The sequence below is a fragment of the Xenorhabdus griffiniae genome, from assembly GCF_001028135.1.
In the GTDB taxonomy this organism is placed as follows: domain Bacteria; phylum Pseudomonadota; class Gammaproteobacteria; order Enterobacterales; family Enterobacteriaceae; genus Xenorhabdus; species Xenorhabdus bakwenae.
In genome coordinates this window covers 26417-48301 of sequence record NZ_LDNM01000031.1, presented here as the reverse complement: position 1 = coordinate 48301, position 21885 = coordinate 26417, and the positions used below count along the sequence as shown (strand labels likewise).

The following is a 21885-nucleotide window of genomic DNA, read 5'->3' as shown; positions in this document are numbered from 1 at the left end:
GGCTATTCTCGCTCATATTCTCATCCTGTTTCGCGCTTATTATCCGAGGTTATCCCCCTTTATCTTCCAGTGACTGCTTTATTGGCTGTAACAAGAAAATATCTTGGGGTATTTTTACCTCTGCCAAATCGGGCAAACTCATGGATAAGGCAAAAAATTGTTACTAGTCTACCAGATTTTGCCCATTTTGTGGGGAAGTACATTGAGAATTAATGATGAAATATTAGAGTCTGGGAATTTATTTCTCAAAAATGCTCTTTTTTTGCCAAAAATAGCGAATTATCGGAGAGTGAAAAGCCGGAAGGAATAAAAAACCCGCCATAAAATGACGGGCTTTTAACTTTAACCCACTGCCACAGTTGTGGCAATAAATTAACGTTTGGAGAACTGTGGACGACGACGTGCTTTGCGCAGACCCACTTTTTTACGTTCAACTTCACGGGCATCGCGGGTAACGAAGCCAGCTTTGCGAAGTTCAGAACGCAGAGTCTCGTCATAAGCCATCAGTGCACGGGTGATACCGTGACGGATTGCGCCTGCCTGACCAGAAATACCACCACCTTTAACAGTGATGTACAGATCCAGTTTGTTCAGCATATCAACCAGCTCAAGTGGCTGACGAACAACCATACGTGCAGTTTCACGACCGAAATAAACTTCGAGGCTGCGTTGGTTGATTACGATGTTACCGCTACCTGGCTTAATGAAGACACGAGCGGAAGAGCTTTTGCGGCGACCAGTGCCGTAGTATTGATTTTCAGCCATTGCCTATAATCCCGATTAAATGTCCAGAACTTGTGGTTGCTGTGCCGCGTGGTTGTGCTCGCTGCCCGCGTAAACTTTCAGTTTACGGTACATTGCACGACCCAGTGGCCCTTTTGGCAGCATGCCTTTAACCGCGATTTCAATGACACGCTCAGGACGGCGGGCAATCATCTCTTCAAAGGTCGCTTGCTTGATACCACCGATGTGACCAGTGTGGTGATAATAAATTTTGTCAGAACGTTTGTTGCCAGTGACAGCAACTTTTTCTGCGTTAACAATAATGATGTAATCACCAGTATCAACGTGCGGAGTGTATTCCGCTTTGTGCTTGCCGCGCAGGCGACTAGCCACTTCAGTTGCAAGACGGCCCAAAGTTTTGCCATCTGCGTCAACAACATACCAGTCGCGTTGTACGGTTTCTGGTTTAGCTGTAAAAGTTTTCATTAAAGCTTACCCAATTATAAGTTACACGTTGGTGAACACTCGATGTTCAGAAACTGTTTTTTTGAGGTTCACACGACTCATGTCCAGCAAACCTACCCCTTCGAATAGCCTATGCCGGCACTAATGCAAGTTTTTTGGGAAATAAAAAATCCTGCTGTAACGTGGGGTCGCAAGATTATAGAGAACTCATCATAAAAAATCGACCCCAAATTCAATAATTATCCCAAAGAGCAAAGGAATCAGGGTAAATGTGGAAGTTTCAGGTATTCCTCACTTTGCATTTCCTGCAACCGGGAGAGGCAACGTTGATATTCAAAGGTCAACAACTCACCTTGATAAATCTGTTCCATTGGCGCGTCAGCATTAATGATAAGTTTCACCTGACGCTCATAGAATTCATCCACCAGCGCGATAAAGCGCCGCGCCGCATTTTCATTCAATGTTGTCATAATCGGCATATCGTGTAACAAAACAGAATGATAAAGCTTCGACAAAGCAATATAGTCCCGTTGACTGCGCGGATCTTCACACAATGTTCTGAAATGGATTGCCAATATCCCATCAACACTCCTGATGACGGGCATATTGCGATGATTGATCACCAATATTGGATTCGGCTCCCCTTCTTGCCCGGCCAAACGCAGAAACATATGACGCATCTCCTGTCGATTCTCCTCTGATAATGGCGTCAGATAGAGATGAGCCGGTGTCAGAGTGCGTAGGCGATAGTCGATACCGGCATCGACATTCATCACATCACAATATTTTTTGATCTGCGCAATGGCTGGCAGAAATCGAGTGCGCTGCAATCCATTCCGGTATAACGCATCAGGCGGGATATTGGATGTCGCCACCAAAGCAATTCCCCGGGCAAATAGGGCCTCCAGCAATGTGCCGAGGAGCATGGCATCCGTAATGTCAGAGACAAAAAACTCATCAAAACAGAGTATATCCGTCTGTGCCTTGAAACCATCAGCAATGATCTCTAAAGGATCTTCATGGCCTTGTAACGCGGTTAACTCTTCGTGTACCCGTAACATGAAACGGTGGAAATGGAGACGCAGTTTCCGCTCAGTGGGTAAACTCTGGTAAAACATATCCATCAGCCATGTTTTGCCACGCCCGACACCGCCCCACATATAAAGCCCCTGCACAGGGCGGAATTGCGCAGAAGTTTGCCGACTAAACAATTTGCTCAATACGCCTTTCAGTCCACTGGCTTGCGAAGTATGGCGCGGTTGAGCATTGATAAGATCGCGATGAATAAGATCAAGGCGTTCAACCGTCTTGCGCTGTACTTCGTCAGGTTGATACTGCCCCTCAGACAATGCTGATTGATAGAGAGATGAAGGTGTAATCGGTGACATGAAAAAGACAATCCTTAAAGTTTTTTATTCTCAGTACGTATCGTAATTTACCAATAAGAACGATGCCAATTCTCACTGATGTGAATTGAGAGATCTGCTTTTGGATAAGAATTTTTACCTGCATACTTTGGTAAATCTGTATAAAATATATCTATCAGATTACAGATAAATAAATTAATTAATAATCAATATTCCACTCTGACTAAATTAACGGTTATAGTGATCATCATGAACCAAGAGCCTATCCCAATAGTTGTCTACCCTTGCAAACAGAATGACCTAATGGGATAACGCTCGAAGAACATTGCAGAAACAATATTGCAGAATAACGATGTGACTAAAGGAGTTGCCATGACTTGGGAATATGCCCTGATCGGATTAATCATCGGTTTTATCGTCGGCGCACTGGCTGTCCGCTTTGGCAGCTCAAAACTACGCCAACAAAATGCCCTACAGGCTGAATTGGAGAAAAATCGGTCTGAATTGGAAGAATACCGCAAAGAGCTGGTCAGCCATTTCGCCCGTAGCGCTGAATTACTTGACAATATGGCACGCGATTACCGTCAGTTGTATCAGCACATGGCTAAAAGTTCCAATGAACTGATGCCCAATATGCCAGTACAGGATAATCCTTTCAATTATCGTCTAAGCGAATCCGAAACTGAGAAAAATAAAGTGACTGCTAACACGCCTCCCCGGGATTATTCTGAGGGTGCATCTGGTCTACTCCGCCCGAACCAAGATAAATAATTAATGCACTTTGCCGTGGTAATAATCGCTACCACGGCCCCTTGAGTCCCCTTCAGCCAATGGGAAAATTTTTGGTTTTTATTTTTAATTCACGTAAATGCCTGTAAAGAAGCGTATTGAAACGACTTTATTAGTGAACTTTGCTGAATAATTGAGAGTCATAACAGCATTGAAACAATGATGCTTAAGGCCTGTCTAACCCCTGGGAATAAGTGATTTCCAAGGTAGCAAAGCCTTGACAGGATAGGTCTCTTAAGCACAATTTCCTTTTCTAGCTTAGGTATTAAGAGAACGTATTCATGAAAATAAAAAATACATTGTTCAGCGCACTCGCTATTAGTATCGGACTGTCTTTGGCTTCAATTCCAATGGTAAGTCATGCAGCCCTACCTGCTGCGATGGCCTCTCAAGGATCCCCCAGTCTCGCTCCCATGCTGGAAAAAGTGCTGCCTTCTGTTGTCACTGTTCATGTTTCAGGTACAGAAGTACAAAGCCAACAGCTCCAATTACCTGAAGATTTCCAGTTCTTCTTCGGGCCGGCTTTTCCTCCGCAAGAACCCAGGAAACGTCCATTCACAGGGTTAGGCTCTGGGGTGATTATTGATGCCAGTAAAGGTTATGTATTGACCAATAGTCATGTCATTAATAATGCAAATAAAATACGCGTTCAATTAAATGATGGCCGTGAATACTCAGCAAAACTCCTTGGGCGTGATCCACAAACTGACATTGCTCTTTTACAATTGAAAGATGCCAAAAACCTGACTGCCATTAAGTTTGCTGACTCTGATCAACTGCGCGTCGGAGATTATGCGATTGCCATCGGTAACCCATTTGGCCTGGGGCAAACCGTCACATCTGGGATCATTTCTGCTCTTGGTCGCAGCGGCCTGAATCTGGAAGGGTTGGAAAACTTTATCCAGACCGATGCCCCAATTAATCGCGGTAATTCTGGTGGTGCATTGATTAACCTGAAAGGCGAACTGATCGGTATTAACACTGCCATCCTTGCCCCAAGCGGGGGTAACGTCGGTATCGGTTTTGCCATCCCAAGTAATATGGCTAAGGTCCTTTCCGCTCAGCTTATTTCTCATGGCGAAGTCAAACGCGGCATACTCGGGATCAAAGGAACCGAGATGACGGCAGACATCGCTAAAGCACTCAATGTTGAAGCACAACAGGGGACATTTGTCAGCGAAGTTATGCCTAAATCGGCCGCAGCTAAAGCGGGTATCAAACCAGGGGATGTCCTAATCTCCTTTGATGGCAAGAAAATTAATAGCTTTGCTGAACTGCGTGCGAAGGTGGGTACAACCGCTCCAGGTAAAGAAGTCACAATTGGTCTGCTGCGTAAAGGGAAGCCACTTGAAGTCACCGTTACACTGGATAACAGTGATGAAGAGCCAACGAAAGCAGAAAACTTGAGTATTGCCCTGCAAGGCGCAACCCTGAGTAATGCCACCCTGAAAAATACTCAAGGCATCAAAGTGGATTCGATTACCCCGAACTCCCCTGCTGCTATATCAGGTTTGCAGAAGGATGACTTGATTGTTGGTGCCAACAATGTACGTGTCCGAAATATCAGCGAATTACGCAAGATCACTGAGGAGAAGCCGACTATTATCGCACTGAACGTCTTACGTGGTGACGATAATGTTTATCTCTTACTGCGTAATTAACCTATACCCACGACAGACGCAGTATGATGCTGTGTCTGTCCACTTCTATGCTATTCTTCTTTCAATCAATTACTATTCTGAATAATGTCATGCTGATCAAGTTAGTACGCTCTATACTCATAGGCTTATTGATTGCCGCTATTTTGCTGGTCGCTATACCGTCCCTGCGTCCCAGCGGCTTAAAAAATTTCCTGAGCGATAACAACAGCAACGATAAAATATCCAGTTTCAGCAAAGCAGTCCGCCGGGCTGCTCCTGCGGTAGTCAATATTTACAGCAGCAGCATGGGGAGTTTTTCCCATGAAAGCCGGGAACTGCTTCCTTTGGGTTCCGGTGTCATTATGAGTGAACAAGGCTATATTCTCACTAATCGGCATGTTATCAATAAGGCAGCGTCCATTATTGTCGCCTTGCAAGACGGGCGCTTTTATGAAGCACTGTTAGTCGGTTCAGATGGCCCTACGGATCTGGCAGTTTTAAAAATCAATGCCAAAAACCTGCCTGTGATCCCCATTAATCCTAAGCGAATGGCTCACGTAGGGGATATCGTATTGGCTATCGGTAATCCGTACAATTTGGGACAAACCATCACACAAGGCATTATCAGTGCAACCGGGCGCGTCGGCCTTAGCCCAACACGGCGCCAGAATTTCCTGCAAACAGACGCGTCAATTAACCAAGGCAACTCCGGGGGCGCTTTGGTCAATACGCTAGGCGAATTAGTCGGCATCAATACATTGACGTTCGATAAGTCTGAGTTTGGTTCAACACCGGAAGGACTGGGATTTGCCATTCCAACAAAACTGGCTACTACCATTATGCAGAAATTGATCCGTGATGGCCGGGTTATCAGGGGATATATAGGCATCACCGCCAGAGAGTTACCCTATATTCGCTCATCAGGCAGTCATATCAATCAAATTCAGGGGTTGCGCGTTTTCCAGATTGCACCCAACGGCCCGGCTGAAAAAGCGGGGATCAAAGTGGGGGACATCATTACCCGCGTTAATCATCAGCCAGCCATCTCACCGGTGGAAACGATGGATAAAGTTGCGGAAATTCGTCCGGGCAGTGTTGTTCCTGTCACTGTGCTACGCGATGGCGCTTATCTCACCCTTAACGTCACAATCGATGAGTTTGATGGCTACTAATCTTTCCTCGCCCATTATTTCCTCACCCATTATTTTCTCACCCACAATGTGGGCGAGAAAAAATATCTAGTTCCGTTTAATCAGCCGCCTTTATACGCTCAATATTTGCCCCAAGACCACGCAGCTTATCTTCAATATGTTCGTAACCACGGTCAATATGATAAATACGGTCTACGACTGTCGTTCCTTCCGCAATGCAACCCGCTAATACTAAGCTCGCAGAAGCACGCAAATCAGTCGCCATTACCTGTGCACCAGATAATTTTTCAACACCATGACACAGCACGGTGTTGCTCTCAATTTCAGCCCGTGCGCCCATGCGAATCAACTCAGGGATATGCATGAAGCGATTTTCAAAAATGGTTTCAGTGATCATGCCTGCGCCATCTGCAACCAGATTCAATAGGCTAAATTGCGCCTGCATATCAGTTGGGAAACCCGGATGTGGTGCCGTGCGGAATGTCACTGCTTTCGGCCGCTGACCATGCATATCAAGGCTAACCCAATCCTCTCCCACGTTGATATCCGCCCCGGCTTCACGCAGCTTGGCTAAAACCGCATCCAAAGTATCAGGTTTCGCATGACGACACATCACCTTACCGCGCGAAACCGCCGCAGCAACCAGGAAGGTGCCGGTTTCGATACGATCAGGCAGTATGTGATGAACACCGCCCCCCAAACGCTCAACCCCCTCAATCACAATGCGATCGGTGCCTGCACCTTTGATTTTTGCTCCCAGCGTATTGAGAAAATTGGCCGTATCTTCAATTTCAGGTTCACGTGCAGCGTTTTCAATGGTGGTTGTGCCTTCCGCCAATGTTGCGGCAGTCATGATCGTAACCGTTGCCCCCACACTGACTTTATCCATCACAATGCTGGCACCTTTCAAACGGCCATCTACAGTGGCTTTGACATACCCCTCATTCAGCACGATTTTCGCACCAAGTTGCTCCAGACCAGAAATATGGAGATCAACAGGACGCGCCCCAATAGCGCAGCCGCCTGGCAAAGAAACCTGCCCCTGACCGAAACGCGCCACCAACGGTCCCAACGCCCAGATGGATGCTCGCATGGTTTTAACCAGTTCATAAGGGGCACAATATTCATTGACTCCACTGGCATCAATAAAAACAGAACCATTACGTTCCACTTTTGTCCCCAGACGATTAAGCAATTTGATCGTGGTATCAATATCTCTCAATGCAGGAACGTTCTGTAATTCAACCGGCTCTTCTGCCAGTAACGCTGCGAACATAATTGGTAAGGCGGCATTTTTTGCCCCGGAAATAGTCACCTCTCCCGACAGGCAGGCAGGCCCTTTCACACGAAATTTATCCATCTGTCATGATTCTCTTATTTAATTCAAAGTGTGCTGTTCGCGGCGAGGCAAACAACGTCAAAGTCCCTGAAGCTTACGGTCACGCTGCCACTGTGCCGGTGTATAGGCTTTGATTGACAACGCGTGAATGCGGTTATCCGCGATGTATTCCATCAAAGGAGCATAAACAGCCTGCTGTTGTTTAACTCGGCTCAGGCCATCAAAAAATGCGCCAACGGCAATAACCTGAAAGTGGCTGCCGTCACCGCTGACGATAACGTCATCAAGTGCCAATTTTTCCATCAGCACTCTTTTGATTTCATTTGTATCCATAAATCTGCTCACACTCGTCTTTAGCGTTAAAATAATAGTAGATGCCTATCCTAATGGAATACAGGCAACTCTTAAACCAAGAAAAACGCCCCTGTAAGTTGATGGCTTACAAGGGCGCTGATGATCAAAAAAAGAATTACGCTTTGGGCTGATCCTCGTCAAGAAGCGCTTGCAAACCATATAACGCTATCAACGTGCCAAGGCGTTCCCCTATACCTGAAAAGGTCAGTGTCCCGCCACGTTTCTGGCATTCTCCTTTTAATTGAACGAACAGAGCCAACCCCGTAGAATCCACACGGCTTAATTGGGAGACATCAATATTGTCAATGCCCCCCAGAGCTTGCTCTTTTTGTTGCCAAAGAGGCAGCAAGCTATCACGATCCAATGTGCCTTGCAGAAACAAAGTACTCCCCGCTTTTTCCCAGCTAACGGTTCTCTGATTGACGTTTTTGTTACTCATCATACCGTTATCAAAAGTCGCTTTTTCCATATCACTTTTTCTTTTCTAACGTGATCGGGGCTTTCGCGCTGATGGCTAATTGTTCAGTCAGGCCATCAATACCTTTCTGACGCAGGATATCCGCCCATTCATTCTGCTTGGTTGTGATCATGCTCACACCTTCTGCGATCATGTCGTAAGCCTGCCAATAACCTGTCTTACTGTTTTTACGCCATTGAAAATCTAAACGAACTGGCGGCTGTCCATTAGGATCGGTAATCGTGACACGAATGGCCACTATCGTCTTATCACCCAACGGCTGTTCTGGTGCAATCTGATAATCTTGTCCGTGATACATCGCCAGGGCCTGACCATATGCCTGCTCCAGATAGGATTCAAACGTCTTGAAATAAGCATCACGCTGCTCCGGTGTGGCTTGTTTGTAGTAAGGTCCCAGAACCAGTGCTCCTGCATATTTTATCTGTACATAAGGCAGCAATTCTTGACGCACAATCTGGCGCAAAACGTCTGGATTAGCCTGAATTTTCGGTTGCTCGCTCTTCAAATGGCTAAACGTTTTTTCCGCCGCATCTTTCATCAATGCGTAGGGGTTGGTTTGATCTGTAGCGCTGGCCAATGGCGCAACCACCAGCAATGCAATCATAAGTAATCGCTTAAACATAAGTGTTATTTCTCCTAAGCAGTGGATTGCTAACTTAATGTGCTTGTTCAGGTGCCGAAGCGGATTTTCCTTGATTCCCGCTACTACTCTTATACAAGAACTGTCCAATCAAATCTTCAAGTACCATCGCAGGCTTGGTATCTTCAATACGATCGCCATCTTTCAACATGGCAGTCCCTAAATCAGGGTCATCAAACCCGATATTGAGAGAAATATATTGCTCTCCCAGTAACCCTGAAGTTCGGATAGAAAGCGAGCTGGTATTTGGAATATTGTCGTATTGCGTGAAAATATCCAATTCAACTTGTGGCGTATAAGTTTTGTGATCCAGCCAGATTTTCTCCACGCGACCAACAACTACCCCGCCAACTTTCACCGGTGAACGGACTTTCAGACCACCAATATTGTCAAATGTGGCATATACACGATAAGTTGGCTGGCTGCCGAAAGATCGGATATCTGCAACTTTGAGGCACAAAAATACGATTGCAGCCAACGCAATCAAGACAAAAGCGCCCACCCAAATTTCATTTTTCTTGCTTTGCATCGAATTAGTTCCCAAACATCAGTGCTGTCAGCACAAAATCCAAACCCAATACCGCCAACGACGCATGAACTACCGTGCGCGTCGTTGCCCTGCTGATCCCTTCCGATGTTGGGATAGCGTCATAACCATTGAACAGTGCAATCCAGGTTACCGTAATAGAAAAAGCCACGCTCTTGAGAAAACAGTTGAGCAAATCTTTTTGCCATTCCACCGCAGATTGCATGGACGACCAGAAAAAGCCCCCATCAATGCCTTTCCAATCCACACCGACTATTGCGCCACCCAAGATCCCCACCGCCACAAAGATCAAGGAGAGTAAAGGCAGACTGATAAAACCAGCCCAAAAACGCGGGGCAATAACGCGGCGCAGCGGATCAACCGCCATCATTTCCAGACTGGAAATCTGTTCAGTGGCTTTCATCAAACCAATTTCGGCGGTCAACGCTGAACCCGCTCGCCCCGCAAACAGTAGTGCAGTCACCACAGGTCCCAGTTCACGTAGTAGTGATAACGCCACCATCATGCCAAGGCTGCCTTCCGCACTAAATGTGGTTAAAACCAGATAGCCCTGTAAGGCCAACACCATGCCAATAAACAGCCCTGAAACCACAATAATCAGAAGCGACTGCACACCTACGCTATACAGTTGCTGACGCAATAGTGTCCATTGTTTGGCTGGTTCTGGCTTACCAATGATTGCATTAAACAGCATAAAGCCCGCACGTCCGAATGAAGCCGTAACCTCAATCGTACGTCGGCCCATTGCGGCTAATGCCCGTGTTAACATCAACATTCCATCATCCTAATAACTCAGTTTTGTAATCCCCGGCCGGGAAACGGAAAGGTACAGGTCCATCAGCAATACCATCAAGAAACTGCCGTACCCGTTGATCCTGATTCATTCTCAACTGATCGGGAGTACCTTCTGCGATCACTTTCTTCTCAGCCACAATATAAGCATAATCGGCAATACTCAGTACTTCAGGCACGTCGTGGGAAACCACAACACACGTAACACCAAGCGCATGATTCAGCTCATCGATCAGCTTCACCAAAACACCCATCGTGATGGGGTCTTGACCCACAAAGGGTTCATCAAACATGATCAAGTCAGGATCGAGTGCAATCGCCCTTGCTAATGCGGCTCGCCTTGCCATACCGCCAGAGAGTTCCGATGGCATCAAGTGCGCAGCGCCACGCAACCCGACCGCTTCCAGCTTCATCATCACGGTTGTGTGAATCAACACTTCAGGCAGTTGAGTATGCTCACGCAGGGGAAAAGCCACATTGTCAAAAACATTCAGATCAGTGAACAAGGCACCTGACTGAAATAACATGCTCATTTTCTTGCGGGCAGCATACAGACGCGGGCGGGACAATGCCGGAATATTATCGCCATCAAACCAAATTTCACCGCGCTCAGGGCGAATTTGCCCCCCAATCAAACGCAGCAAGGTGGTTTTTCCTATACCGGAAGGTCCCATAATGGCGGTAACTTTTCCTTTCGGAACGGTCAGATTAATATCAGCAAAAATCGGGCGCTGGCCTCGGGTGAAATGCATTCCGCAGATCTCAATAAGATTTGCTGTTTGTTGACTCATCATTGATAGCCCCTAACCGTTAATAGAACTGTCTTCATGACTGTATTTAAAAAATTAATCATGCATACTACAAAAAATTGTCCAATTTGCGTTAGCAATGTTGTGACAAATTTTACTTTTTATCGCGGGATCGTCAGAATGTATAAGTCTAGCTGAATAAACATTCCATGTTTAAAAATCAACCATTATTAGCATTATGCTCGGAATAAAACTTATTTAAGGGAACCTCATGTTTCTGACAATTGTACTGCTCATTACCGGGTTGATTTTACTGGTATATGGTTCCGATAGATTAGTTTATGGTGCGGCCGTTTTTGCCCGCATCATGAAAATTCCCCCTTTTATTGTCGGCCTGGTTATTATGGGAATAGGAACCTCCCTGCCAGAACTGATGGTTTCTGTCACAGCCATTTTAGACGGACAGCCAGACATGGCCATCGGCAATGCCATTGGTTCCAATATTACTAACCTGTTGCTCATTACGGGAGCCGCAGCGCTCATTCGGCCAATCGGGGTAAAATCAGAAATTCTGCGACAAGAAGTGCCCCTGATGTTGGCGATCACCGCATTTGCAGGATATTTGTTGTCCAATGGCTACCTGAGCCGACTGGATGGTATTCTTTTAGTGTTTTCAGCCCTCTTCTTTATTTCTCTGATGATAAAGATGACCGCTTTCTCTCAACACAATAGGGCTGATAGCTATACCCAGGAACGAAATGCCGAATTGCCGCTCGAAGGCAATAAAGCAATTGCGCTTCTCTGGGTCGTTCTGGGGTTAATTATTCTTCCCATTTCTACCCGTATGGTGATTGATAATGCAACCGTTATTGCACGTATTTACGGTGTCAGCGAACTGGTGATTGGCCTGACCATGCTTGCCGTAGGAACCAGCTTGCCTGAGCTTGCCACCACTATTGCTGCGGCCATAAAAGGTGAGAATGACATGGCTATGGGCAATATTGTTGGCTCCAACGTATTCAATACCACTCTTGTTCTGGGTATCCCAGCCATACTTTCCCCCAGTGCCTTTTCACCTCAAGCATTTTCCCGGGATTTTTGGGTCATGATGGCCGCGAGTATACTATTCACGGTATTTTGTCTGGGAAGAAAGCATCGACTGAACCGATTGAACGGCATCTTGCTACTGGGCTGTTTTATCGCTTATTTTGTCGTACTTTTTGTTTCTAATTGTTACGGTACTGAGTAATTGCCAATTGAGTGGGAAATAAAAATGCCTAAAATCGATTTTCAGCAAGCAGGTAAGCAAGTATTACAGATTGAACTTGAAGGGCTGGCTGGTCTGGCACAATACATTAATGACGATTTCAGCCAAGCCTGTGAATTAATGTTTAGTTGTGAAGGAAAAGTCATTGTGATGGGGATGGGCAAATCTGGTCATATTGGACGAAAAATCGCTGCGACATTTGCCAGCACCGGTACGCCTTCGTTCTTTGTCCATCCTGGCGAAGCCAGCCATGGTGATCTCGGCATGGTCACAGCAAAAGATATCGTGCTGGCGATTTCCAATTCCGGTGAATCAAATGAAATTCTGGCGTTAATTTCCGTACTCAAGCGGCAAAAAGTCCCGCTCATCTGCATGACAAATAATCGCAACAGTAACATGGGCAAAGCCGCAGACATCCACTTGTGTATCAAAGTTCCACAAGAAGCCTGTCCATTGGGATTAGCCCCCACCACCAGCACCACCGCCACACTCGTCATGGGCGATGCATTAGCCCTTGCGCTCTTGCAGGCCCGTGGCTTTACGGCCGAAGACTTCGCGCTTTCCCATCCGGGGGGAACACTCGGACGCAAACTTCTGCTGCTGGCCAGTGATTTAATGACCACGGGTAATGACATTCCCCGGGTTCCCCGGACAGCGACGCTGCGTGAGGCTTTAGTGGAAATCACCCGCAAAAAATTGGGCATGACGGTTATTTGTGATGATGACAGGCAAATCAGTGGTATTTTTACCGATGGCGATTTACGCCGTGTTTTCGATATGGGCATTGATTTAAACAATGCAAAAATCTCAGATGTCATGACTGCCGGCGGTATTCGGATTAAACCCAATGCACTGGCGGTTGACGCGCTAAACCTGATGCAATCACGCCATATCACCTCACTTTTGGTCACAGAAGGTGACAAATTACTGGGTGTATTACACATGCACGATCTTTTGCAGGCCGGTGTTGTGTAGGCCGGTATTGTGTAGGCCGGTCTTCTATAAAGCAAGTAAACTGACACAAACAAGCATGATATCAATCTTAAGAGAATGTCTTAATGAGTCAAAAAGAGTACCTGAACACCTGTTATGGCCCAGTTAATAAAGTCATTATAGAAAAAGCCCGCCAAATCCGTTTACTGATTTGTGATGTTGATGGCGTAATGTCTGATGGGCTTATCTACATGGGCAATGAAGGCGAAGAGCTGAAAGCCTTTAACGTTCGTGATGGTTATGGCATCCGCTGTTTAATCACCTCCGGTATTGAAGTGGCCATCATCACTGGCCGCAAAGCAAAACTGCTGGAAAATCGGGCAGAAACACTGGGTATTACCTATCTTTACCAAGGACAAAACGATAAGGTTTTGGCGTATAAGGAACTGTTGGATAAACTAGCGTTGCAGCCAGAGCAAGTCGCCTATATTGGTGATGACCTTATTGACTGGCCGGTCATGGCACAAGTGGGATTATCTGTTGCAGTTGCTGATGCCCACCCATTACTGTTGCCAAAAGCAGATTATGTGACTCAGATTGCCGGCGGCCGCGGTGCAGTCAGGGAACTGTGTGATTTGGTACTCTTCGCTCAGAATAAGCTCGAAGATGCCAAAGGATTATCCATATAAATTAAAACTGAAAAAAGAATGAGCAAATTTCAATCCTGGCTGATCGCACTACTGGCACTGATCGCGCTTGCGCTGATTGGCTGGAATTTATCGAGTGTCAATGATGATGCCTCATCAGCCATTGCGGATGATGGTTATCCTGCTTATCAAACCCAGGAAGCCATTACTTTTGTCTACGATCCGGAAGGTAAATTATCTTACAAACTGGTCGCTGACGATGTTAAAAACTATACGGAAACTAAACTGACCTGGTTTACCAACCCGGTATTGACAACATTTGCCCCCGATGGTCCCCCCGGAACCCCGGTAGCAACATGGACAGTACGTGCCAACACGGCCAAACTGACCCAAGATAAGATGCTCTATCTGTACGGGGATGTCCAAGTGGATAGCCTGAACGATGCGTCACAATTGCAGCGGATCACAACAGACAATGCGATCGTCAATCTGACAACCCAAGATGTCGCATCTGATGACCGAGTCACCCTTATTGGGGTCGGTCTGAAATCTGTTGGCATGAAAATGCGTGGCAATCTGCGAAACAAAACTGCTGAACTGATTGAAAAGGTGACCACTCAATATGAGATCTCACATGAACAACCTAATCCGTAATTCCGTTATTGCCAGTACACTTTTTGCCGTCAGCCTGCCCGTACTGGCCTTAAAAGATGATACAAAAAAACCCATTACCATCGACTCAGCAAGACAGTCGTTAGATTTAACGGGCAACGTTGCCACATTTACGGATAATGTTATCGTAAAACAAGGCTCAATCGACATTCATGCAGATAAAGTCGTTGTGACCCGCCCGGAAGGAAATTCCGACAAGACCGTTATTGAAGCATTCGGCAATCCTGCCACTTTTTACCAATTGCAAGATGATGGTAAGCCCCTCAAGGGCCATGCATTAAAGATGCGCTATGAGATGGATAAAGAGCTGGTTACCCTAATGGAAAACGCCTATCTTGAACAGCTAGACAGCAATATCAAAGGCGATAAAATCACTTATCTCGTACCGACACAACAAATGGAAGCGTTTAGTGATAAAGGTAAACATGTCACCACCGTCCTGTTACCTGCCCAGCTGCAAGAAAAAGGTTCTGGTGTTAACGGCGCTGACACTCAGAAAAAGGGTAAATAACGACTGATGGCAATATTAAACGCAGAAAATCTGGCGAAAGCCTACAAAGGCCGTAAGGTCGTTGAGAACGTCAGCCTAAACGTGAAGTCAGGGGAGATTGTTGGCTTACTTGGCCCTAATGGAGCAGGCAAAACCACCACTTTCTATATGGTCGTCGGCATTGTTGCCCGTGATGCCGGCTCTATCACCATTGATGAAGACGATATCAGCCTGCTGCCCCTGCATGAACGTGCACGCCGGGGGATAGGTTATTTGCCTCAGGAAGCTTCCATCTTCCGTCGTTTGAGTGTATTCGATAATTTGATGGCGGTACTGGAGATCCGCAATGATCTGAATCAGGAGCAGAGAAAAACACGGGCAGAAGAGTTGATGGAAGAGTTTCACATCTCCCACTTGCGTGATAGCCTTGGTCAATCACTTTCCGGTGGTGAACGCCGTCGTGTGGAGATTGCCCGTGCACTGGCCGCCAATCCCAAATTCATCCTGCTGGATGAACCTTTTGCCGGCGTTGACCCCATTTCCGTACTGGATATTAAAAAGATCATTCAACATCTGCGGGATTACGGATTAGGTGTCCTGATTACCGACCACAATGTGCGTGAAACACTGGATGTCTGCGAACGTGCCTATATCGTCAGTCAGGGCCATTTGATTGCCCACGGTACACCAAATGACATCCTGAATAACGAGCAGGTCAAACGCGTCTATTTGGGTGAAGGTTTCCGGCTTTAACACTTATCCTTCTATCAGATGCGATTCAAGGAACTATTCAGGCCAGACTAAGGAGAAAGTGGTAACGTTATGAAGCAAAGTCTGCAACTCAGGCTCAGTCAGCAATTGACGATGACGCCACAGCTCCAGCAAGCCATCCGTTTGTTACAACTGTCTACGCTTGAACTTCAGCAGGAGATTCAGCAAGCTTTGGAAACGAACCCACTGCTTGAACAGGATGACCCACATCAGGAAGTGGAGAATCAGGCACTTTCTGATACTGATGCCGAAACCGAAGTCATGGATACCCGTGAAGCGCTTGAACAGAGGGATATGCCTGAAGAGTTACCACTGGATGCCAGTTGGGATGAAATTTACACCGCTGGCACACCATCAGGCACTCACAGCGACTATAGCGCTGATGATTTCCCCGTATATCAGGGTGAAACTACCCAAACCTTGCAAGATTATCTCATGTGGCAGGCAAGATTAACGCCCTTTACCGAAACGGACTCTGCTATTGCCACTTCAATCATTGATGCCATTGATGACTCCGGATACCTGACCATTTCTATCGAAGAAATCCTTGCCAGTATCGGGGATGATGAACTGGCTTTGGCAGAGGTCGAAACCGTTCTCAAACGCGTACAACATTTTGATCCGATCGGAGTTGCTGCCCGTGACTTACGCGAATGTTTGCTTATCCAGCTTGCAATGCTGCCGCCAAAGACACCCTATCTGAATGATGCCAGACTTATTGTCAGCAACTACCTGGCACTGCTGGGTAACCGAGACTTCCGTAATTTATTACGTCAGAGCAAATTAAAAGAAAGTACCCTGAAAGGGGCAATTGATATCATCCAGTCACTGGAACCAAAACCTGGCCTGGTAGCCAATACCGGTGAATCCGAGTACGTTATTCCAGATGTATTGATACAGAGAGAAAATGAAAGCTGGCAAGTCAGGCTAAATACCGATAGCATCCCCCGTCTGCGCATCAACCAACACTACGCAGCACTGGGACAACGGGCCAACAATGAGAGTGACAGCCTGTTCATACGCAATAACTTGCAAGAGGCCAAATGGCTGCTCAAGAGCCTCGAAAGCCGTAATGAAACATTGCTGAAAGTCGCCCGTTGTATTGTTGAACGGCAACAAGATTTTTTTGAATATGGTGAGGAACACATGAAACCACTGGTATTGGCTGATATCGCCTATCAGATTGACATGCATGAGTCCACCATTTCCCGCGTGACGACCCAGAAATACCTGTATAGTCCACGCGGGATCTTTGAACTTAAATATTTTTTCTCCAGTCACGTCAATACCGACAGTGGTGGTGAAGCCTCTTCTACCGCGATACGTGCTCTGGTGAAAAAACTGGTCGCGGCAGAAAACCCGGTCAAACCACTGAGTGACAGTAAATTGACCAGCATACTCGCTGAACAAGGTATTCTAGTGGCTCGCCGGACAGTCGCAAAATATAGAGAGTCGTTATCCATCCCGCCTTCAAACCAACGTAAAAAATTGGCTTGAACAACACAGAGAAGGAAAACACTATGTCACTTGTACTGGCAGATAAGCTGGCGCATCAATTGACCAAACACAAAAGTAAATTGAGACAACATTAATCGCTTTTAGGCAACGGGGCTGTCATAAAATTATCACTGTTCTATCTATAACACCGTCTATAACGCCCTATAGTACTGGTAATGAGTGCGATCTGTAGATCGGTTTTAGAGCGCAGTGCATTAATACCGGATGCCTCATCAGGCATCCGATATAACAAGGCCCTAAGTGAATAAAGAAATGAACAACGAAACAGATTTACCACTAAGCTCTGTGCTTTCACCCGCATGTACACGCAACAACGTACCTTGTTCGAGTAAAAAGCGCGCCTTAGAGATTATCAGTGAGCTGGCATCAAAACAGCTTGAACTGCCGGAAAATACCGTATTCGAGGCTATTCTTTCGCGCGAAAAAGTCGGCACAACAGGAATTGGCAACGGGATTGCGATCCCTCACGGCAAATTGAATAAAGCGTGTTCGGATAATGCCGTTGGGGTATTTTTACACCTGGAACAACCCATTACCTTTGACGCCATTGATAATCAACCTGTTGACTTGCTGTTTGCTTTATTGGTGCCATCAGACCAGTGTCAGACCCATTTACACTCACTATCATTGATTGCAAAGCGCCTTGCAGATAAAAGCCTCTGCCGTCGCCTGCGTTCAGCGCAGAGTGATGAAGAACTGTATAAAATTATTACTGAATAAATAGCGATTATAATTATAAACATTTAGGGGGAGTCACCTCATGGTGCTGATGATAGTCAGTGGTCGTTCAGGTTCTGGGAAATCTGTTGCTTTGCGGGCACTGGAAGATATGGGCTTCTATTGCGTGGATAACCTGCCCGTTGTGTTACTGCCGGAATTGGCAAACACACTGGCCGAACGTGATATCTCGGCTGCGGTTAGCATTGATGTCAGAAATATGCCGGAGTCGCCAGAAATTTTTGAAGAAGCACTGACGCAATTGCCTGACAGTTTTTCACCACAGTTACTGTTTCTTGATGCGGATCGTAATACCCTGATCCGCCGCTATAGTGATACACGCCGCCTGCATCCACTCTCCAGCAAGAACCTGTCACTGGAAAGTGCCATTGACCAAGAAAGCGATTTACTGGAACCCCTGCGCTCACGCGCTGACTTGATCATTGATACCTCTGAAATGTCCGTTCATGAACTGGCGGAAATGCTCAGGACACGTCTATTAGGCAAACGGGAACGAGAATTAACGATGGTGTTTGAGTCTTTTGGATTCAAACATGGTATTCCTATCGACGCAGACTATGTTTTCGATGTCCGTTTCCTGCCAAACCCTCACTGGGACCCTAAACTGCGCCCAATGACGGGTTTGGATCGCCCTGTGGCTGCATTTTTGGATCGCCATACCGAAGTTCATAATTTTATTTATCAGACCCGGAGCTATCTTGAGCTTTGGCTACCCATGCTGGAAACCAATAATCGCAGCTATCTGACGGTCGCTATTGGTTGCACAGGCGGTAAACACCGTTCGGTCTATGTGGCAGAACAGCTGGCTGATTATTTTCGTTCCCGTGGCAAAAACGTGCAATCACGCCACCGCACACTGGAAAAACGCAAGTAATACGCATAACACAGCCATGACAGTCAAACAACGACTTGAAATTAAAAATCGGCTCGGAATGCATGCCCGGCCTGCGATGAAACTGCATGATCTGGTACAACAGTTTCAATCAGAAGTGATACTGCGCAATAGCAGTAACTTACAGGCCGAGGCCCGCAGCGTCATTGCCATGCTGATGCTGGATTCTGAGCAAGGCAGCCATATTGACGTTGAAGTCAACGGGCCGGATGAACAACAAGCACTGGCGGCTATTATCGAACTCTTCAACGCAGGATTTGACGAAGAGTAACACGCCCTTCTCCCAATAAAAATATTGTCTTAAGAGGCAATTTGAAAGACGAAGTGTATACTCGATAAACTGTAAGTTGCAATCTGCAATCTGCAAGATGCCGCGAGGCCCTATATTTCCCCACACAGCAGGGAAATATAACACGCATTTTGAAGTTGGATTGATATATAACTTGAGTCTTAATTTATTACCTGATATATAACAGGTAATGTAATAGTTATTCCTTTTATTGCAAAATAACCTTATATTTAATACTTGAAATCGAACATTAGTGAAAGAATAAATAGCCAATGTTCAGTTTTCCGATTACATAAATTAAAAGTCTTAACCCCAGCCATCAAAGCAACTATGAAAAATAAGTTAAAAAGAATGAAAGCAAAAGAAAAAACAACTAAACCTTGTTCCGATAATGACCTGATAGAGTTAATTAATTTTAATCTCGATTGTGCTGAAAAAGAATGGCAACAAGTCCGACACAAATTAAACCAATATAAAAATGAAACTAATATACCCATGAATTTTATTAGTGATAATTTCTATAATAACGTTAAAAAAAATAATAAAATTAACATGATTGAATCGGTAAATTACCCATTCCCTTCCGACTTCAGTGACAAAAGCCATTTTAATCCAGTGTCAGAAAAAGAAATGGTTAAAACGTTCATCCCTGGCTATCCTGTCTTAGAAAGCAACAAACCTGAAGTTAGTGAATTCGTGGTATTCATGATGGATATGAGGGACTCCAGCTCTAGTTTCAAACAGCTTCCCACCTCTCCTGTTATAGAGTGCGGTTTACAAAGAATTATCTATGAGACATCCGCTTTAATTCCAGCGATTGTTTATACAGCCGCACAAGAAGGAGGAAAAGCAACTGAGTTGCTGGGCGATGGAGCATTAATCCTTTTTCATATTGGATCTGACAACCGGGTTAATGTAATCAATAAAGCTTATCTGGCTGCTGAACAATGCATTAGTAATACAATTAATCATGTTAATGCTATTTTATGGAATAGATATAATTTCCCACCTTTAAGAATTGGCATAGGCCTTGCCTATGGCCCTGCCATCATTAAGGTTATGAATGTGAACGGATATCATCCTAAAGTAATAGGCCAATGTGTTTGGAAAGCAACAAAATTAAGTCACGGAGAAAATACGATAGGCTTGTCAGAAGAAATACAAAACATATTAAATTTGAATAAATCTTGTTGATATCATAAAAACTATTTAGCCCAAAAACGGAAACTCATTATGCCTAATAATAAAAGAAAAATGCATCTTAACTGCCATATAGTAGGAGTGGGTCAGCACCCCGCAGGATGGAGAACCCAAAACGATACCCGTGCATTTATAAATCCGCTTTTTTATCAAGAAATTGCAAAATTGGCAGAATTAGGCAAATTTGACGCGCTGTTCTTTTCTGATTCATTGTCATTACATGGCCACCCCCATGGCCCCTCGCAGATGTTAGATCCATTAATCGTTTCGTCATCAATCCTGTCAGTCACAAAATATCTTGGATTTATTTGTACCGCATCCACCACCTTTAGCGACCCCTTTATTTTAGCGCGACAATTTTTAACACTGGATCATCTTAGCCAAGGCAGAATAGGCTGGAATGCCGTTACTACCTATAATCCAGCCGCCGCAAAAAACTTTGGAAAAATTCTGTTACCAAGCTCATTAGAGCGCTATACACGGGCAAAAGAATTCATTCAGGTTGTCATGAAGTTATGGGAAAGCTGGGGAAAGGATGCGCTCATTGCTGATGCAGGAAGTGGGATGTTTGCCGATCCTGCTCAAGTGAATAGTATTGATCATCATGGACAATATTACACCGTTACCGGGCCATTAACTCTTCCTCGCAGTCCTCAGGGCATGCCACTGCTGGTACAGTCCGGTTCGTCTGAAGCAGGACAGGCGCTGGCAGCAAAATTTGCCGATATCGTCTTTACCTCACAGACCTCTTTTGAAAGAGCAAAACATTTTTATCGATGCCTGAGAGCAAAAGTGAAAGCTCAAAAACGCAGCGAAAACTCGCTAAAAATCTTGCCGGGTTTATTCCCCATCATTGGTTCAACACTCGCTGAGGCACAAGAAAGAAAGGCAAAAATGGACGAACTCAGGAATGTAGATGAAGATATTATCATGCTGGCCCGGCAATTGGGGATAGAGCCTGACGACCTGAAGCTACACCAACCTCTCCCTTATCAACTCATCGAAAAATCATCTAACGATATTGTTTCCAAAGGCTTCTTATCAGAGATAGTGAATTTTGCCCGAACCAGAAACCTAACCGTTTATCAGCTTATTTTACAAAATATGGGAATGCATCGCATGTTGTTGGGAACGCCTGAAATGATTGCTGATGACATGGAAAAATGGTTTTTGGAAAGTGCTGCTGATGGGTTCAACCTGAACTTTGATTCATTTCCTGACGCACTTCAAGTTATGGTCGATCACGTTATCCCCATATTGCAAAAAAGAAACCTCTTTCGGTCTGACTATACAGAGCAGACCATTAGAGAGCGCTTCGGTGTGGCCTATTGCCAGGGCAAACGCGAAATCAGTGATTAAAACTGACCAAAGATAAAAAATCATTAATATAATCTGTTCGTTAAATTTTCACTAAGCGTAAAAACAAGACGTTTT

Annotated in this window: 25 protein-coding genes; 15 read left to right on the top strand and 10 right to left on the bottom strand. The window is 45.4% G+C overall.

The window, feature by feature from the left end; translation table 11 throughout:
• Positions 1–372: 372 nt before the first annotated feature.
• The 3 genes from rpsI to zapE all read right to left on the bottom strand — a co-directional run bounded on the left by rpsI (position 373) and on the right by zapE (position 2576).
• Positions 373–765 carry a 30S ribosomal protein S9 gene (gene rpsI, locus AAY47_RS08405; RefSeq protein WP_045959780.1) on the bottom strand — a complete coding sequence of 131 codons (393 nt, stop codon included), beginning with the start codon at positions 763–765 and terminating at the stop codon, positions 373–375.
• Between the two features lie 15 nt (positions 766–780).
• Positions 781–1209, bottom strand: a complete 429-nt coding sequence (gene rplM / locus AAY47_RS08400; protein ID WP_047768784.1) for a 50S ribosomal protein L13 — start codon at positions 1207–1209, stop codon at positions 781–783.
• Positions 1210–1448: 239 nt separating this feature from the next.
• Complete coding sequence (zapE, locus tag AAY47_RS08395; RefSeq protein ID WP_047768782.1) at positions 1449–2576, bottom strand: cell division protein ZapE; 1128 nt, start codon at positions 2574–2576, stop codon at positions 1449–1451.
• 351 nt (positions 2577–2927) lie between these two features.
• Here zapE and zapG point away from each other — a divergent pair, with 351 nt between their 5' ends.
• The 3 genes from zapG (at position 2928) to degS (ending at position 6156) form a co-directional block, all read left to right on the top strand.
• A complete protein-coding gene (gene zapG, locus AAY47_RS08390; RefSeq protein ID WP_047768780.1) occupies positions 2928–3326 on the top strand; it encodes a Z-ring associated protein ZapG in 399 nt (132 codons plus the stop codon).
• Positions 3327–3625: 299 nt separating this feature from the next.
• Positions 3626–5005, top strand: a complete 1380-nt coding sequence (locus AAY47_RS08385) for a Do family serine endopeptidase (protein WP_047768778.1) — start codon at positions 3626–3628, stop codon at positions 5003–5005.
• A gap of 89 nt (positions 5006–5094) precedes the next feature.
• Positions 5095–6156, top strand: coding sequence for an outer membrane-stress sensor serine endopeptidase DegS (gene degS / locus AAY47_RS08380; RefSeq protein WP_047768776.1), 1062 nt, complete (start codon positions 5095–5097; stop codon positions 6154–6156).
• A 76-nt stretch (positions 6157–6232) separates the two neighbouring features.
• Here the strand turns inward: degS and murA are convergent, their stop codons facing one another.
• The 7 genes from murA to mlaF all read right to left on the bottom strand — a co-directional run bounded on the left by murA (position 6233) and on the right by mlaF (position 11076).
• Positions 6233–7495 carry a UDP-N-acetylglucosamine 1-carboxyvinyltransferase gene (murA, locus tag AAY47_RS08375; RefSeq protein ID WP_047768774.1) on the bottom strand — a complete coding sequence of 421 codons (1263 nt, stop codon included), beginning with the start codon at positions 7493–7495 and terminating at the stop codon, positions 6233–6235.
• Between the two features lie 57 nt (positions 7496–7552).
• Positions 7553–7807 (bottom strand): BolA family iron metabolism protein IbaG, encoded by a 255-nt coding sequence (gene ibaG / locus AAY47_RS08370; protein WP_047768772.1) that lies wholly within the window; start codon positions 7805–7807, stop codon positions 7553–7555.
• A gap of 136 nt (positions 7808–7943) precedes the next feature.
• Positions 7944–8297 carry a lipid asymmetry maintenance protein MlaB gene (gene mlaB / locus AAY47_RS08365; RefSeq protein WP_047768770.1) on the bottom strand — a complete coding sequence of 118 codons (354 nt, stop codon included), beginning with the start codon at positions 8295–8297 and terminating at the stop codon, positions 7944–7946.
• A 1-nt stretch (position 8298) separates the two neighbouring features.
• Entirely contained in the window at positions 8299–8928 is a 630-nt protein-coding gene (gene mlaC, locus AAY47_RS08360) for a phospholipid-binding protein MlaC (RefSeq protein WP_047768768.1), read from the bottom strand.
• Between the two features lie 34 nt (positions 8929–8962).
• The gene (mlaD, locus tag AAY47_RS08355) at positions 8963–9475 is read right to left on the bottom strand and encodes an outer membrane lipid asymmetry maintenance protein MlaD (protein WP_047768767.1); all 513 of its coding nucleotides are present in this window, start codon (positions 9473–9475) and stop codon (positions 8963–8965) included.
• Positions 9476–9479: 4 nt separating this feature from the next.
• Positions 9480–10262, bottom strand: a complete 783-nt coding sequence (gene mlaE, locus AAY47_RS08350; RefSeq protein WP_047768884.1) for a lipid asymmetry maintenance ABC transporter permease subunit MlaE — start codon at positions 10260–10262, stop codon at positions 9480–9482.
• A gap of 10 nt (positions 10263–10272) precedes the next feature.
• A complete protein-coding gene (mlaF, locus tag AAY47_RS08345) occupies positions 10273–11076 on the bottom strand; it encodes a phospholipid ABC transporter ATP-binding protein MlaF (protein ID WP_047768882.1) in 804 nt (267 codons plus the stop codon).
• A gap of 229 nt (positions 11077–11305) precedes the next feature.
• Between mlaF and AAY47_RS08340 the strand changes: the two genes are divergently transcribed.
• From AAY47_RS08340 to AAY47_RS08285, 12 genes are all read left to right on the top strand, one after another.
• Entirely contained in the window at positions 11306–12283 is a 978-nt protein-coding gene (locus AAY47_RS08340) for a calcium/sodium antiporter (protein ID WP_047768765.1), read from the top strand.
• A gap of 24 nt (positions 12284–12307) precedes the next feature.
• Positions 12308–13276: an arabinose-5-phosphate isomerase KdsD gene (gene kdsD / locus AAY47_RS08335; RefSeq protein WP_047768763.1), complete on the top strand. Its 969-nt coding sequence runs from the start codon at positions 12308–12310 to the stop codon at positions 13274–13276.
• Between the two features lie 83 nt (positions 13277–13359).
• Positions 13360–13923: a 3-deoxy-manno-octulosonate-8-phosphatase KdsC gene (gene kdsC, locus AAY47_RS08330; RefSeq protein WP_047768762.1), complete on the top strand. Its 564-nt coding sequence runs from the start codon at positions 13360–13362 to the stop codon at positions 13921–13923.
• An 18-nt stretch (positions 13924–13941) separates the two neighbouring features.
• Positions 13942–14535 (top strand): LPS export ABC transporter periplasmic protein LptC, encoded by a 594-nt coding sequence (lptC, locus tag AAY47_RS08325; protein WP_047768759.1) that lies wholly within the window; start codon positions 13942–13944, stop codon positions 14533–14535.
• Positions 14516–15064 (top strand): lipopolysaccharide ABC transporter substrate-binding protein LptA, encoded by a 549-nt coding sequence (lptA, locus tag AAY47_RS08320; RefSeq protein ID WP_047768757.1) that lies wholly within the window; start codon positions 14516–14518, stop codon positions 15062–15064. Before lptC ends, lptA begins: the two co-directional genes overlap by 20 nt.
• A 6-nt stretch (positions 15065–15070) precedes the next feature.
• Positions 15071–15796 carry an LPS export ABC transporter ATP-binding protein gene (lptB, locus tag AAY47_RS08315; protein ID WP_047768749.1) on the top strand — a complete coding sequence of 242 codons (726 nt, stop codon included), beginning with the start codon at positions 15071–15073 and terminating at the stop codon, positions 15794–15796.
• Between the two features lie 69 nt (positions 15797–15865).
• Positions 15866–17311 carry an RNA polymerase factor sigma-54 gene (rpoN, locus tag AAY47_RS08310; protein ID WP_047768747.1) on the top strand — a complete coding sequence of 482 codons (1446 nt, stop codon included), beginning with the start codon at positions 15866–15868 and terminating at the stop codon, positions 17309–17311.
• Between the two features lie 273 nt (positions 17312–17584).
• A complete protein-coding gene (ptsN, locus tag AAY47_RS08305) occupies positions 17585–18052 on the top strand; it encodes a PTS IIA-like nitrogen regulatory protein PtsN (RefSeq protein WP_047768746.1) in 468 nt (155 codons plus the stop codon).
• 40 nt (positions 18053–18092) lie between these two features.
• Positions 18093–18944 (top strand): RNase adapter RapZ, encoded by an 852-nt coding sequence (rapZ, locus tag AAY47_RS08300; protein ID WP_047768744.1) that lies wholly within the window; start codon positions 18093–18095, stop codon positions 18942–18944.
• 16 nt (positions 18945–18960) lie between these two features.
• A complete protein-coding gene (gene npr / locus AAY47_RS08295) occupies positions 18961–19233 on the top strand; it encodes a PTS phosphocarrier protein NPr (protein WP_047768742.1) in 273 nt (90 codons plus the stop codon).
• 348 nt (positions 19234–19581) lie between these two features.
• On the top strand, positions 19582–20445 hold the full coding sequence (locus AAY47_RS08290) for a hypothetical protein (protein WP_047768740.1): 864 nt from the start codon (positions 19582–19584) through the stop codon (positions 20443–20445).
• A gap of 39 nt (positions 20446–20484) precedes the next feature.
• The gene (locus AAY47_RS08285; protein WP_047768738.1) at positions 20485–21810 is read left to right on the top strand and encodes an LLM class flavin-dependent oxidoreductase; all 1326 of its coding nucleotides are present in this window, start codon (positions 20485–20487) and stop codon (positions 21808–21810) included.
• Positions 21811–21885: the final 75 nt, after the last annotated feature.